The sequence below is a fragment of the Streptomyces sp. MA5143a genome, from assembly GCF_900290235.1.
GTDB lineage: Bacteria > Actinomycetota > Actinomycetes > Streptomycetales > Streptomycetaceae > Streptomyces.
Window position 1 is genome coordinate 297,532 of the sequence record NZ_OLMK01000026.1, and the last position, 14,172, is coordinate 311,703.

The window sequence follows — 14,172 nt, forward strand, 5'->3', positions numbered from 1 at the left end:
AGGTCCGTACCCCGTGGGCGTTCCCCGTCCGTCGCGCGCCGCGGATCGCCGTCCGCGCCTCGCTGTCCTTCCCGGTTCGTCCCCCGCGACCGGGTCCCGCCCGTCCTCCGCGGACGCCGGGACTCGTCGTCCACTCCCGCCATGGGCTCACCACCGTCCGGCATCGGCTCACCACCCCCGCCATGTCCCTCCCACTTTCCCTCCGGCGGCGGGTTTGATGCCATCGGAAGGGTGAACGGCGCGGGTCGGGGTTGCTGTGCGGTGAGTGAACGGTTCCGCGGCCGGGGACGGGGAGCCCGCCGCTGTCACCCCCGTTACTGTTGTGGTCATGCGTCTCCACGTCGTCGACCACCCCCTGGTCGCCCACAAGCTCACCGCGCTGCGCGACCAGCGCACCGACTCCCCGACCTTCCGTCGTCTCGCCGACGAGCTGGTCACCCTGCTCGCCTATGAGGCCACCCGTGACGTGCGCACGGAACAGGTCGACATCGAGACGCCGGTCGCCCCGACCACGGGCGTCAAGCTCTCGCACCCGCGCCCCCTGGTGGTGCCGATCCTGCGCGCCGGCCTCGGCATGCTCGACGGCATGGTCCGGCTGCTGCCGACCGCCGAGGTGGGCTTCCTGGGCATGATCCGCAACGAGGAGACGCTGGAGGCCTCCACGTACGCCACGCGGATGCCCGAGGACCTCTCGGGGCGTCAGGTGTACGTCCTCGACCCGATGCTCGCCACCGGCGGCACCCTGGTCGCCGCGATCCGTGAGCTGATCGACCGGGGCGCCGACGACGTGACCGCCGTGGTGCTCCTCGCCGCGCCCGAGGGCGTGGAGGTCATGGAGCGCGAGCTGGCGGGCACCCCGGTGACGGTCGTGACGGCCGCGGTCGACCAGCACCTGAACGAGCACGGCTACATCGTGCCGGGCCTGGGCGACGCGGGGGACCGGCTGTACGGGGCGGCCGAGTAGGCACCGCCCGCCTGCCCCTCGTGGGGCTCAGCAGGTCTTCGTCGGAGTGGGCGTCGGCTCGGGCCTGGTCAGTTCGGCCAGGGCCGCGTCGGCGTCCTTCTGCTTGCTGAGGGCCCTGAACCCGGTGCCGATGACGAGGTCGACCTCGGTGGCCTTCTTGCGCCCGTCGGTCTTCAGCCGGGCGCCGGCGAGCTGGGTGTTGAGGACGGGCAGCGCCGTGTCCTCGGCCGCCTTCGCGCCGAGCAGCAGGGCGGTGCCCTTGACCTTCTTGTCGTACTCCTCGGTCGCGTTGCCCACGTTCCCGATGCGGAAGCCGCGCTTCTTCAGTTCCTCGGCGGTGTCCTTGGCGAGGCCCGAGCGGGGTGTCGCGTTGAGGACGTTGACGGTGATCCTCCCGGGCGCCGGGTACGAATCGGGCTTGCCGGAGGTCTTGCCGCCGGCCTTGGCCGGTGTCGGGGAGGGGCTCACCCGGGCCGAGCAGTCCGCCTTGGGGCCGGCCGCCGCGGCCTGGTCGTCGCCGCCGGTGAAGACGTCGATGAGCTGCAGGGTTCCCCAACCGGCCAGGGCCAGCGCGGTCGTGGACGCGACGACCGCGAGGACGAGCCTGCGGCGCCTCTTCGGTCGGCGCAGCCGCGGGTACTTGTCCCCCGTGATCCGGTACTGGCCGCCCATGCCGGGAGGAGTCAGCATGCTCATGGGCGCAGCGTAGTGCCGTTGGGCGGCAATGCCTACTAGATGATCATTGGCCGCGCGGCAGTCCAACCCGAAAGGGCCAACCGGTGCCTCGGCCCGCCGGAACGCGAGGGTCCGGTCAGTCCAGTTCGAGGACGCGGGCGTGCAGGACCTGGCGCTGCTGGAGGGCCGCGCGTACGGCGCGGTGGAGGCCGTCCTCCAGATAAAGGTCGCCCTGCCACTTCACCACGTGCGCGAAGAGGTCGCCGTAGAACGTGGAGTCCTCGGCGAGGAGGGTTTCCAGGTCCAGCTGCCCCTTGGTCGTCACGAGCTGATCGAGGCGGACCGGGCGCGGCGCGACGTCCGCCCACTGCCGGGTGCTTTCCCGGCCGTGGTCGGGGTACGGCCGGCCGTTTCCGATGCGCTTGAAGATCACACGGAAAGCCTACCGGTCGAGACGTTCCGGGCGCAGCCACGGCGACGGAGTGCGACCCGGGAAAAGGTTCCGTGAATCGGTCAAACGGCGCAATCCCTGTGGGTCGATGGCGTGTGATCCGCGCTGTCCCCGCGGTCCGAGTGCCCCGGAGTCCGTGGTTCCGGGGCACTCGGGCGGAGCCCGGTTCAGTCGGTTTGGGGAGCCTTCTGGCCGTTTTGCTCCCCGCGCTCGGGGTCCCGGTCGCGTTCCGGGTGCTGCTCGGGGCGTGCCTTGGGTGCGCTGCGCACGGCCTCCGCGCGGAGGAGGGCGCGCAGGACCGTGTAGGGGTCGCTGGGCATGGTCGTGGTCCTGTCCTGTGCGGGGTTCTGTGCTGGGTCCGTGTCGGTTCCCGCCGCGGGTTCTCGCGGGGGTGAGCTGCGGGAACGGCTCGTTCAGCAGCGCAGGACGACGGAGCGCAGGACGCGCGGGGCGGACGGGGACCGGGGCGGGGCCGGCGCGAGCGGGGGGCGCTCCGCCGTGGCCGGGGCCGGTGGACCGACGGCGGGGGCCGCCGGGCGTGTCGCGGTGGCGGGACGCCGGTGGTGCCGGGACGGCGGTCGCGGGGCCGTCTCCACGAGGTCGTACTCGACGAGGGCCGTCTCGCCTGCGACGGGCGGCGCGCCACTCGCGTGAGCGGTGCCGTGGGCGGCCGGGAGGACCAGGGCGAGGGCCAGCACGAGCACACGCAGCCACAGCCGTACGGCGACGGGGGCGTGCGGGGTCGTGCTCACGGTGACTGTCTGCCCGCCGGGCGCCCTTCTTGCATCGAGCCGCCCGAAGAACCCCCTGTTCGGCGTACCCGAGGGGCGTACCCGAGGAGGGGACCAAGCCCTCTCCAGGGGCGCGGCGAACCGCGCGTCCGCCCTCGGCTGCCCCGCACCCGCCCCGCAGCCCCGGCCACCCCACCCCTAGGGCGCGTCGACGGCACTCTCGCGCCGAGGGGCCCCGTACGCGACGGCGGCGGAGGCCCCCTCACCCGGCGCGGCCCCTCTCGCGCGGCGCGCGGCTTACCTCTCGTCCGAGATGGCTCCACTCTCGTCCGAGATGGCTCCACTCTCGTCCGAGGTGGCTCCTCTCTCGTCCGAGATGGCTCCACTCATCCGGTGTGGCTCCCCGCCCGGCGTGGCCCGTTACCCGGCGCGTGGCCCCGGCCAGGCGTGCTTTCCCCCGCCCGGCGCGGTCCCCTTACCCGGCGCTCTGCTTCTTCGCCTTGGCCGCTGCCTTCATCTCCTGTTTGTGCGCCCGGACCTTGGCCAGTGACTCGGGCCCCTTGATGTCGGCCACGGAGCGGAAGGAATCCCGTTCGCCGTACGCCCCCGCCGCCTCCCGCCACCCCTCCGGCTGGACACCGAGCTGCTTGCCGAGGAGGGCGAGGAAGATCTGTGCCTTCTGGCGGCCGAAGCCGGGCAGGGCCTCCAGCCGGGCCAGCAGCTCCCGGCCCGTCCCCGCGCCCTTCCAGACCCCGCTCGCGTCACCGTCGTAGTGCTCCACGAGGTACTCGCACAGCTGCTGGATCCGCTTGGCCATGGAGCCGGGGTAGCGGTGGACCGCCGGCTTGGCGGAGAGGATCCCGGCGAACGACTCCGGGGACATCGCGGCGATCTCATGCGCGTCGAGGTCGTCCGCGCCGAGCCGCCCCGCGATGGTCGAGGGGCCCTTGAACGCCCACTCCATCGGCACCTGCTGGTCCAGCAGCATGCCGACCAGCGCGGCGAGCGGACTGCGCCCGAGGAGTGCGTCGGCCTCGGGATCCTGGGCGAGGTGAAGGGTGACGTCCATGCCCCCGATGATGGCGCGGACACCGACCCACCGCAGCCCGGCCACCCCCGAGGCGCCGACCTGCCGCAGCCCGGCCACCCCGGGCCGCCCGCCCGCCGCAGCCCGGCGTCCCTCTACGGCCGCCAGTACCCCAGTGCCTGTATCCGCTGCTTCGGCAGGCCCAGTTCCTTGCGGAAGTACGTGGTGAGGGAGCGGGTCGTGGCGGTGTCGCAGGCGATCCAGACGTACGGGTCGGGGGTGCCCTCCAGCAGCGCGGGCGCGTCCGACCGCACCCGGGCCACGAGGTGCGCGCCGCCGTCCCGGCGGGGGACCGGGCGGAGTTCGTGGTGGTCGGGGTCGCGGCGGAGCGGGAGGCCGCCCACGGCGTCGGACCCGTTCTCGGCCGGGGTCTCGAACCAGATCGTCGTGAGGGTCGAGGGCAGCGCGCCCAGCAGGGAGTTGATGGCCGGGAGCGAGGCCGGGTCGCCGATGGCGAGGAGGTGGGAGGGGGCCGGGTCGGGGTCGGTGAAGCCGGTGCCGTGGACGGTCGCCTCGATCGTGTCGCCCGGCTTCGCGGAGCGCGCCCAGTCGCTGGCGCGGCCCTCGTGGAGGGCGAACTCCAGGCTGAAGGTCCCGGCGGCCGGGTCGGGATCGACCAGGGTGTACGCCCGCTGGTGCGGGCGGGCGGCGGCCCCCGTCTCCCCGGTGGGCGCGAACCAGAGCCGTACCCACATCGTGGGGTGGACGCCGGTCGTCGCGAGCATGCCGCCGTCGGTGAGATGGATCCGCCGGTAGTCGTCGGTGACCTGTTCGGCGCCCGTGACGGTGAAGACGAAGTCCTTCGCGCGCAGCAGTTTGAGGACCGCGCCCTCCCAGCCGTGACCCTGCCCCATGACGCCCGCACCCTTCACGTACGCTTCCCCCACCATTGCTTAGGTGAGGCTAACCTAAACCACAGTTGCACGTCAGGGACAGACATGAGCACCGAGACCTACCGGGACGCCTGGGGCATCCCCCACCTCCGCGCCGCCGACGCCCGTGCGCTCGCCCGCGCCCAGGGCCGGGTCACCGCGCACGACCGGGCCTGGCAGCTGGAGGTCGAACGTCACCGGTCCCAGGGCACCTCGGCGGCCTTCCTGGGTGCGGACGCGCTCGGCTGGGACCTGTTCGCGAGACGGGCCAGACTCGACGACACCGCCAGACGCTGCTTCGCCCGGCTGGAGAGACAGGACCCCGGCACCGCCGACTGGGTCCGCGCGTATGTCGACGGCGTCAACGAGGGGCTCGCCGAAGGGGCCCGGCGCGCTCCCGAGTTCGAGCGGGCAGGGCTCGCCCCCGGGCGCTGGGAGGACTGGCACCCGCTCGGGGTGTGGCTGGCCACGCACATCCTGTTCGCCGGGTTCCCCGCGAAGCTCTGGCGCGAGGAGGTCGTCCGGCACCTGGGCACCGACGCGGTGGGCCTGTTCGCCACCGACGGGCCCGGCACCGCAGGGAGCAACGGCTGGCTGGTCGACGGGTCCCGTACGGCCACGGGGCGGGCCCTCATCGCCGGTGACCCGCACCGGTTCATCGAGGAACCCGGGGTCTACCAGCAGATCCGCCTCTCCTGCCCCGAGTTCGACGTGGTGGGGCTCGCCGTCCCGGGCATGCCCGGCATCGCCCACTTCGGCCACACCGGGCACGTGGCCTGGGCGATCACCAACGCCATGGCCGACTACCAGGACCTCTACCGGGAGCGCCTGCGGCGCACCCCGTCCGGGGGAGTCGAGGCGCTCGACCCGGACGGACGGTGGCGCGCCGCGCACCGGCACGTGGAGACCGTCGAGGTCGCCGGCGGGGCCGCCGTCGAGGTGGAGGTCGTCGAGACCGCCCGGGGGCCGGTCGTCATCGGGGGCTGCGGGACGGAGAGCGACGGCGACACGGGCACGGTCACCGGCGCCCACGCGGGCACCGCCTCCTCGGCCGACGCCCACGCGGGCACCCCCTCTGACATCCCCTCCGTCGGTCCCATCAGCCTCCGCTACCCGCCGCGGGTCACCGAGGACCTCGGGATGAGCGCGCTGCTCCCGCTCCTCCGGGCACGCGAGGTCGCCGATGTGGACCGGGCGCTGGATCTGTGGGCCGAGCCGGTGAACGTCGTGCAGGCCGCGGACACCAGGGGCGGTGTGCTGCACCGGGTGGCGGGGCGGGTGCCGGTCCGGAGCGCGGACAACCGCCGGAGGATCGTTCCGGCGTGGGAACCGGGCCATGCCTGGGAGGGCTGGCACGAGACGCCGTACGGCACGTTCGAGGACGGGGTCGCCGTCATGGCGAACCAGCGGGGCCCGGCGACCCCGCTCGGCGTGGAGTTCGCGCCACCCCACCGGGCCGACCGCATCCGGGAGTTGCTGGCCGAGCGGCCGGTCTGGTCGGCACCGGACATGCCGGCCATCCACATGGACACCCACCTCGCCTCCGCCGGGCCCCTGCTGGACCACCTGGCCGCTCTCCCCGACGACCCCGACGGACCCCATCGCTCAGACGGCTCGGACGGTTCGGGCGGTCCCGTGGGCCTCACCCCTGCCGCCGCCGACCTGCGCGCGCGGCTGCTGGGCTGGGACCGGCGGATGGCCGCCGACAGCGTCGAGGCCACGGCGTACGCGGCGGTGCGCGACGCGGTCGTACGGCGGCTCGCCGCCCAGCCCGCCCTCGCGGCGCTGGCCGTGCCGCCGGCGTACCCGGAGGTCTTCCGGCCCTGGCTCTCGCTCACCGTCCGGATCGGGTTCGCGCTCGAACATCTGCTGCGGGCCGAGGAGTTGTACGGGATCGACCGCGCGGGACTGGTGCGGGAGGCGCTGGAGGAGGTGGCGGGCGGCGCGTTCGGGCCGTGGGGCGACAGCCACCGGCTCGCGCCGTGGCGGGCGCTGGACCCCGTGGACCCGTTCGCCGCGCACGTCGAGCCGGGGCTCGCCGGTGACCACGACTGCGTGCTGTGCACCTCCGCCGTCCCCGGGATCACCGACCGCAGCGCGCGTGGCCCCGCGGCCCGTTACGTCTGGGACCTGGCCCGACGTGAGGACAGCCTCTGGGTGGTGCCGTTCGGGGCGTCCGGCACGGCCGGCTCCACCCACCACCGCGACCAGCTCCCCCTCTGGCTCCGGGGGGAGCTCGTACCGGTCGTGACCGACTGGGACCGGCTCACCAGGGACACCGGGCCCACCGACCCCGACGAGCACAACAAGGCCGGCAAGCACAGCAAGCACAGCAAGCACAGCAAGGACAGCAAGGACAGCAAGGACAGCAAGGACAGCAAGGACAGCGAGGGGAACGACGATGAGCGTTGACGCGTACGGCGGGCGCGTGGCCGTCCACGAGCAGGTGATCGACGGCTTCGGGACCGTCCGCGTCCTGCCCCTGGACCCGACGGCCGACGCCGGTGTCGTCCACGGCTGGGTGAGCGAACCCCGGGCCGCGTTCTGGGGCATGAACGGACTCACCCAGGAGCAGGTCCGGGAGATCTACGCCCACCTCGACACCCTCGACACCCACCACGCCTTCCTCGCGCTGCGCGACGGTGAGCCCGTCGGACTGCTCCAGACGTACGAGCCGGACGCCGACCGGGTCGGCGAGTGCTACGACGTCGAGCCCGGCGACATCGGCGTGCACGTCCTGCTGGCGCCCGCCGGGCGGGACGGGGCGCGGCCCGGCTGGTCGGCCTCGGTGCTGGCGGTGTTCTCGGCGTTCGTGCTGGTGGGCCTGGACCGGCGGCGGGTGGTCGTCGACCCCGACGTGCGGAACGAGAAGGCGATCGCGCGGTTCCTGCGGCAGGGCTTCGAACGCGGGCCGGTGGTCGTGCTGCCGGAGATCGACCTGCCCGACGTGTACCTGCCGGAGAAGCGGGCGCAACTGGCGTTCCTGCGGCGGGACACGGTGTTCCGGCGGTAGGAGGACGCTGCCGGGGTGGCGGGAGGTGGTCACGGGAGCGCGGGAGGTGGTCTCGGGGTGGCGGGAGGTGGTCTCGGGAGGGCGGGGGGACGGTGTCGGGGCGGCCCGTTCGGACGTAGCGTGGGCGGGTGACTCCTGAGGACCTGATCGCGCACTACGCGTTGGAGCCCATCCCCCGGGAGGGCGGGCGCTTCCGCCAGACGTGGGCGGGGCCCCAGCGGGGCGACGGGCGGCCGGAGGGGACCGCGATCGTCGCCCTGCTCACCACCGAGCCGGGGGACTACTCGGCGCTGCACCGGCTGCCGACCGACGAGATCTGGCACTTCCACCTCGGCGACCCCCTCCGACTGCTCCTCCTGCGCCCCGACGGCTCCTCCGACACCGTCGTGCTCGGGCCGGACGTGCTCGGCGGGCAGCACGTGCAGTACGTCGTGCCCGCCGGGACCTGGATGGGCGCGCGCGTGCTGGGCGGCGACGGGGCATGGACGCTGTTCGGCTGCACGATGGCGCCGGGGTTCACCTTCGAGGGGTACGAGCACGGCGACGCGGGGGAGTTGGCGCGGCGGTACCCCGAGCGGGCCGCGCTCATCGCGGAGCTGGGGAGGGAATGAGGGCGGACGCCCGGGATGAGTGGTGAACACACGGTTCCCGGCGCCCGTACCTACTCGGAGGAATCCGAGCCGGCGACAGTGGATCCGGAGCACGACGTGGGCCGACGCAGTGACAGGGACGAGAGTCGACAGGGCGGAACCGGCGGAAGGGGCGTGAGGGGCCTCCCGTATGTCCGCCCGTATGTCCGGCGCCTGGTGCTGCTCGGCACCGTGCTGGTCCTGTTCCTCCTCGGCGGGACGGGGACCGCTTCGGCGCACGCCGCGCTCAAGGGCGCCGATCCCGCGGACGGCAGCGTCCTCGACTCGGCGCCGAAGGACGTCACCCTCACCTTCACGGAACCGGTGAGCCTGCTCCAGGACTCCATCCGCGTCATCGACCCCGAGAACCGCGCGGTCGACACGAGCAAGCCGGGGCGGTCCGGCGACCGGTCCGACACGGCCCGCGTCACCCTGCCCGCGGGGCTGGCCGACGGCACGTACACCGTCGCCTGGCGGGTGATCTCCGCCGACAGTCACCCCATCTCGGGAGCGCTCCTCTTCTCCGTCGGCGAACCCTCCGCCACCTCCGCGACCCTCCCCGCCGACCTCACCGAGGACCCCCTCACCGCCTCCTTCTACGACATCACCCGCTACTTCGCGTACGGCGCCCTCGCCCTGCTCATCGGCGTCACCGTGTTCGTGACCGCGGTCCTCGGCCGGGCGAACGACACGCTCCGCAAGCTGCTCCTGTCCGGCTGGCTGGCCCTGACGCTCTCCTCGGTGGTCCTGCTGCTCCTGCGCGGACCGTACGAACGGGGCAGCGGCGTCGGCGCCGTCCTCGACCCGTCCGTCCTCGGCGGCACGGTCGGAACGCGTCCGGGCCTCGCGCTGCTGGCCCGGCTCGCGCTGCTCGCGGTGGTCCTCTTCCTCCTCGTCCGGACCCGCGGTCAGGAGAACCGGGGCCGGGGCGCGGCCGGAGCCGGGGTGCTGCTCTCGGTCGGTCTCGCCGGGACCTGGGCCGCCGCGGAGCACGCCTCCGCGGGCATCCAGGTGCCGGTGGCGATGACCTCCTCCGTGCTCCATCTGCTCGCCATGGCCGTCTGGCTGGGTGGCCTGACCGCCCTGCTGACGGTGCTGTACCGGGCCCCCGAGACGCTGTCGGCCGCCGTCGTCACCCGTTTCTCCCGGCTGGCCTTCGCCTCGGTGGTCGTCCTGGTCGTCACCGGCGTCTACCAGTCCTGGCGCGGCCTCGGCTCCTGGTCCGCCTTCACCACCACGGCCTACGGCCAGGTCCTCCTCGCCAAACTGGCGGCGGTCGCCCTGCTGCTGGCCGCGGCCGCGTTCTCCCGCCGGTGGACGGCGCGGTTGGGCGCGGTGGCGGTCGGGGTGAACGCCGAGAGTGGCGAGAACGCCGAGTACGCCGAGAGCGCCCGAAGCGGCGGGGTCGTCGTGGCGGAGGCTCGGGTGCCTCAACCGGTGGGGGCGGTGGCCCGCGTGGACGACGCGGCAGTGGCGAAGGCGCCCGCGGTCTCCACCGTCGATGCCGATGCCGATGCCGATGCCGATGCCGATGCCGACGCCGACGCCGACGCCGACGCCGACTCCGGCTCCGCCGAGGGCACAGACGCCGACACCGACGCCCCCAAGGCCCCCGACGCCCCCAAGGCCCCCAAGGCCTCCGACGCCCCCACCGAGCCCGCCGACCCCCACCGCCTCGCCCTGCGCCGTAGCGTGCTCGGCGAGTTCACCGTGGCGGTGGTGGTGCTGGTGATCACCACCGTGCTGACGGGCACTCTGCCGGGCCGGGCGGCGGCGGAGAGCGCGCAGGGGGCCGGGGGCGCGGCGGCGCCGGGGGAGGTCACGGCCTCCTCGACCGTCGTGCCGTTCGACATGGGCACCCCGAACGGGCACGGCAAGGTCCAGATCGACCTCGGTCCGGGCAAGGTCGGCAAGAACTCCATCCAGGCCGTGGTGTTCGGCCCCGACGACGGCATCGCGACCGTCCCCGAACTGCGGCTCACGTTCACGCTGAAGGCGCAGAAGGTGGGCCCGATCGACGCCAAGCTGACCGACCGGGGCGGCTACTGGGCCACGGACACCCTCCAGATCCCCCTGCCGGGCACATGGACGATGAAGCTGACGGTCCGCACGACGGACATCGACCAGGTCACGGTGGAGAAGAACGTCAAGGTCGGCTAGGGCCCAGCCGCCCCTCGGCCCGCGCCCCCGCCCCCGCCCGCTTCCCCTCCCCCGGTCAGCAGGCGGCGCATCGTCTCCGCCGCTCGGACGGCCGCGTCGGCGCAGCAGTTGTTGAACAGCACGTGCAGCTCGTCGACCTGCTCGGCGGCGGCCCGCAACCGCGGTAGCCACGCCGTGAGTTCGGCCTCCGTGTAGTCGTGGCGGAAACGGTCCTCCTTGCTGCCGGTCCCCCAGGCGGGGCTCCGGCCGTGGAACCGTACGACGGCCAGCTCGGGCGTGGTGACGGGCGCGAGGGGCGGCAGTGAGGTGCCGAGCCCCTGGGCCATGTCGACGCCGACGGCGATGAGGCCGAGCCGGGACAGCAGGGCCCTGGTCTCGTCCGCCTGCCCGGGGCGCCACCACGCCGGGTGCCGGAACTCCACGGAGACCGGCCAGCCCGCCGTGCGCTCCGCGCACTCCGTCAGCGTCTTCTCCGCCCGCGGCCCCGGCGCCAGCCACGGCGGGAACTGGAACAACACGGCCCCCAGCCGGTCCGCGAGCCGCAACGGCTCCACGGCGTGGGCGAAGCGCTCCCAGATCCGGTCGAGCAGGCCCGGCAGAGGGGACGTCCGGTCGCGCAGGTCCTCGGGGAGCGCCGTCGGCCGGGTCGGATGGCCGGTCAGGAGCGAGAATGCCTTGACGTCGAAACGGAATCCGGGCGGCGTCCGCTCGGCCCAGAGGACGGCGTTGCGGCGGCTGGGCAGCGCGTAGTAGCTGGAGTCGACCTCGACGACCGGGAACTGCTCGGCGTAGTACCGCAGTCGGGACTCGGCGTCGCGCCGGCCGCGCGGATACCAGCCGCCGGCCAGTAACGCGCGGTCCGTCCAGGAACAGGTACCGACCAGCAGCTCACCCATGCGGTGCCGGTTACCCGGATTCGGCCGGACGACTACTCGGCGCCACGCCGCACGGCCCCGCTCCTGCGCGGACGAGGGCCCCGGCCGGGCGGCTAGGCGTCGTGGGGGTCGTGCAGCGGCGCGCCCACGAGGGACTTCGACGCGGTGCCGTCCACACCGGCGGGCGGCTCCCCGGCCACCATCACCCGGTGCATGATGCGCGGGAAGTCCAGGTGCGCGGTGTCGTTGGGGGCCAGATGGACGGTGGCCCGGTTGTCCCAGAGGGCCACGGAGCCCGGCTCCCAGCGGAAGCGGACGGTGTACTCGGGGCGCGTGATCTGCTCGACGAACAGCTCAAGGAGGAGCCGGCTCTCCGCTCTGCTGACGTCGACGATGTTCTCGACGTAGTACGGGTTGACGAAGAGGACGCGTTCGCCGGTCTCGGGGTGCACGCGGACGACGGGGTGCACCGAGGCCACCTGATGGTCCTGGAGGTGGCGCAGATACGGGTCGGGGCCGGAGCGGGCGAGATAGCCGACGCCGAGGCGGTGCTCGGCGCGCAGCCCGTCGGCGAACCGGCGTACGGGTTCGGAGAGCCCGGCGTAGGCGGTGGCCAGATCGGCCCAGGTGGTGTCGCCGCCGTACGGGGGCACCTGTTCGGCGCGCAGGAGGGTGAGGGCGGGCGGGTCGATACGGGCGGTGTGGTCGCCGTGCCAGCCGCGCAGGGTGGAGTGGCGGCGGCGCTCCAGCCATTCGGCCTGGTCCATGCCGTGCTTGCGGCCCAGCTCCTGGCGGTCGGCGGTCGTCTCGATCTCGGGGTACTCCGCGGGTGACACCGAGCCGCGCGAGCGGAGCCGGATCGGCTCCCCGAAGCGCCGCGCGAACGCGATCTGCCCGGCGTGGTCCAGCCGCTGCCCCCGGAAGAACACGACCTTCCAGCGCAGCAGCACCGAGCGGATCCCGTCGACCGTGCGGTCGTCCAGGGGCCCGGAGAGGTCCACGCCGTGGATCTCGGCGCCGATGTACCCCGAGGCGGGGCGTACGTCGAGCCCGTCGACGGCTCCCGTGCTGTCGCTGTTCATCGCTCACCTTTCATCGCTCACCGTTTCCCGCTTGGGGACCTACCCGCCCCGCGGCCCCTTTCAGCCGGGCACGAGCCCGGCGGGCCGCGCCGTACCTACCGAGAGCCGCCGGTCGGCGCGGTCGGAGACGTAGGCTCCGACGGCGAGAAGTCGAACGGTGATCCGGGAAGTTGTTGATGGGAGATCACGTCATGAGCGACAAGCCGACCGTCGGCGTTCTGGGCACCGGCATCATGGGGGCCGCGATGGCCCGCAACCTCGCCCGGACCGGACACCCCGTCCGCGCGTGGAACCGCACCCGTGAGAAGGCCGAGCCGCTGACCGCCGACGGCGTCCACGTCGTTGACACCCCCGCCGAGGCCGTCCGGGACGCCGATGTCGTCCTCACGATGCTGTACGACGGGGCGACCGTGCGGGACGTGATGCGCGAGGCGGGGCCGGCCCTGCGCGCGGGCGCCGCCTGGGTACAGTCCACCACCGCCGGGCTGGAGGACGTCGCCGAACTGGCCGCCCTGGCAGGCGAACACGGCCTGGTGTACTACGACGCCCCGGTCCTCGGCACCCGGCAACCCGCCGAGGCCGGGCAGCTGACGGTCCTCGCGGCCGGCCCGGCGGCGGGGCGGGACACGGTGACGCCCGTCCTCGACGCCGTGGGCGCCCGTACGGTGTGGACCGGTGAGGACGGCGCGGCAGGCACCGCCACCCGGCTCAAGCTCGTCGCCAACAGCTGGGTGCTCGCCGCCACCAACGCGGCCGGGGAGACACTCGCCCTGGCCAAGGCCCTCGGTGTCGACCCGCGGTCCTTCTTCGAGATCATCGACGGCGGACCCCTCGACATGGGTTATCTGCGCGCCAAGTCCGCGCTCATCCTCGACGACAGGCTGTCCCCGGCGTCCTTCGCCGTGGCCACCGCCGCCAAGGACGCCCGGCTGATCGTCGAGGAGGGACAGCGCCACGGGGTCCGCCTCGACGTGGCCGAGGCCGGCGCCGAACGCCTCACCCGCGCCGCCGCGCAAGGCCACGCCGACGAAGACATGGCCGCCGCGTATTTCGCCAGCTTCGACGAGACCGCGGAGAAGTAAGGGGACCCCTCCCGGGCCGGGGCCCCATCCGGTGCCGGTGCCGGTGCCCTCCCGGGCCGGTGCCGGTGCCCTCCCGGGCCGGTGCCGTCATCTCCGGGCCGGGGCCTATCCCGAGCCGGGGCCTGTCCCGGGCCGAGGCCCTCATCCCCGAGCTGGGGCCGTCATCCCCGGGCCGGGACCCATCCCGGGCCGAGGCTCTCATCCTCGGGCGGGACTCATTTCCGGGCCGGGACCCCTTCCCGGGCCGGGTCCTATCCCGGGCCGGGACCCATCCCGGCCGGGGCCCATCCCGGCCGGGGCCCTCATCCTCGGGCGGGACTCATTTCCGGGCCGGGACCCCTCCCTGGGGCCGGGTCCTATCCCGGGCCGGGACCCATCCCGGCCCGAGGCTCTCATCCTCGGGCGGGACTCATTTCCGGGCCGGGACCCCTCCCCGGGGCCGGGTCCTATCCCGCGCCGGACCCATCCCGGCCGGGGCCCTCATCCTCGGCCGGGACCCCTTCCCGGGCCGGGTCCTATCCTGAGCCGGGACCCATCCCGGCCGGGGCCCT

Annotated in this window: 14 protein-coding genes; 6 read left to right on the forward strand and 8 right to left on the reverse strand. The window is 73.9% G+C overall.

Features of this window, described 5'->3' with window-relative positions:
• Window positions 1–328 precede the first annotated feature (328 nt).
• Window positions 329–964 (forward strand): uracil phosphoribosyltransferase, encoded by a 636-nt coding sequence (gene upp / locus SMA5143A_RS13140; RefSeq protein ID WP_107463166.1) that lies wholly within the window; start codon window positions 329–331, stop codon window positions 962–964.
• A 27-nt stretch (window positions 965–991) separates the two neighbouring features.
• Here the strand turns inward: upp and SMA5143A_RS13145 are convergent, their stop codons facing one another.
• From SMA5143A_RS13145 to SMA5143A_RS13165, 6 genes are all read right to left on the reverse strand, one after another.
• A complete protein-coding gene (locus SMA5143A_RS13145; RefSeq protein WP_107463104.1) occupies window positions 992–1,636 on the reverse strand; it encodes a LytR C-terminal domain-containing protein in 645 nt (214 codons plus the stop codon).
• 139 nt (window positions 1,637–1,775) lie between these two features.
• Window positions 1,776–2,072, reverse strand: coding sequence for a type II toxin-antitoxin system VapB family antitoxin (locus SMA5143A_RS13150; RefSeq protein WP_003999914.1), 297 nt, complete (start codon window positions 2,070–2,072; stop codon window positions 1,776–1,778).
• Between the two features lie 185 nt (window positions 2,073–2,257).
• On the reverse strand, window positions 2,258–2,410 hold the full coding sequence (locus SMA5143A_RS42965; RefSeq protein ID WP_181361830.1) for a hypothetical protein: 153 nt from the start codon (window positions 2,408–2,410) through the stop codon (window positions 2,258–2,260).
• Between the two features lie 93 nt (window positions 2,411–2,503).
• Window positions 2,504–2,842 carry a hypothetical protein gene (locus tag SMA5143A_RS13155; protein WP_107463105.1) on the reverse strand — a complete coding sequence of 113 codons (339 nt, stop codon included), beginning with the start codon at window positions 2,840–2,842 and terminating at the stop codon, window positions 2,504–2,506.
• A 454-nt stretch (window positions 2,843–3,296) separates the two neighbouring features.
• The gene (locus SMA5143A_RS13160) at window positions 3,297–3,890 is read right to left on the reverse strand and encodes an HhH-GPD-type base excision DNA repair protein (protein WP_107463167.1); all 594 of its coding nucleotides are present in this window, start codon (window positions 3,888–3,890) and stop codon (window positions 3,297–3,299) included.
• A gap of 113 nt (window positions 3,891–4,003) precedes the next feature.
• Window positions 4,004–4,762, reverse strand: coding sequence for a siderophore-interacting protein (locus tag SMA5143A_RS13165; protein ID WP_107463168.1), 759 nt, complete (start codon window positions 4,760–4,762; stop codon window positions 4,004–4,006).
• A gap of 84 nt (window positions 4,763–4,846) precedes the next feature.
• Here SMA5143A_RS13165 and SMA5143A_RS13170 point away from each other — a divergent pair, with 84 nt between their 5' ends.
• The 4 genes from SMA5143A_RS13170 to SMA5143A_RS13185 all read left to right on the forward strand — a co-directional run bounded on the left by SMA5143A_RS13170 (window position 4,847) and on the right by SMA5143A_RS13185 (window position 10,582).
• Entirely contained in the window at window positions 4,847–7,192 is a 2,346-nt protein-coding gene (locus SMA5143A_RS13170) for a penicillin acylase family protein (protein ID WP_107463106.1), read from the forward strand.
• Window positions 7,182–7,793 carry a GNAT family N-acetyltransferase gene (locus SMA5143A_RS13175; RefSeq protein ID WP_107463107.1) on the forward strand — a complete coding sequence of 204 codons (612 nt, stop codon included), beginning with the start codon at window positions 7,182–7,184 and terminating at the stop codon, window positions 7,791–7,793. The genes SMA5143A_RS13170 and SMA5143A_RS13175 overlap by 11 nt, the downstream gene beginning before the upstream one ends.
• 128 nt (window positions 7,794–7,921) lie before the next feature.
• Complete coding sequence (locus SMA5143A_RS13180) at window positions 7,922–8,404, forward strand: cupin domain-containing protein (RefSeq protein WP_107463108.1); 483 nt, start codon at window positions 7,922–7,924, stop codon at window positions 8,402–8,404.
• A 15-nt stretch (window positions 8,405–8,419) separates the two neighbouring features.
• Complete coding sequence (locus tag SMA5143A_RS13185) at window positions 8,420–10,582, forward strand: copper resistance CopC/CopD family protein (protein ID WP_107463109.1); 2,163 nt, start codon at window positions 8,420–8,422, stop codon at window positions 10,580–10,582.
• Here the strand turns inward: SMA5143A_RS13185 and SMA5143A_RS13190 are convergent.
• Both SMA5143A_RS13190 and SMA5143A_RS13195 read right to left on the reverse strand, forming a co-directional pair.
• Window positions 10,579–11,478 (reverse strand): DUF72 domain-containing protein, encoded by a 900-nt coding sequence (locus SMA5143A_RS13190; protein WP_107463110.1) that lies wholly within the window; start codon window positions 11,476–11,478, stop codon window positions 10,579–10,581. The genes SMA5143A_RS13185 and SMA5143A_RS13190 overlap by 4 nt on opposite strands.
• Window positions 11,479–11,570: 92 nt before the next feature.
• Window positions 11,571–12,539, reverse strand: coding sequence for a TauD/TfdA dioxygenase family protein (locus tag SMA5143A_RS13195; protein WP_107463111.1), 969 nt, complete (start codon window positions 12,537–12,539; stop codon window positions 11,571–11,573).
• A 191-nt stretch (window positions 12,540–12,730) separates the two neighbouring features.
• Between SMA5143A_RS13195 and SMA5143A_RS13200 the strand changes: the two genes are divergently transcribed.
• On the forward strand, window positions 12,731–13,621 hold the full coding sequence (locus SMA5143A_RS13200; protein WP_107463112.1) for an NAD(P)-dependent oxidoreductase: 891 nt from the start codon (window positions 12,731–12,733) through the stop codon (window positions 13,619–13,621).
• The last annotated feature ends 551 nt before the right edge of the window (window positions 13,622–14,172 follow it).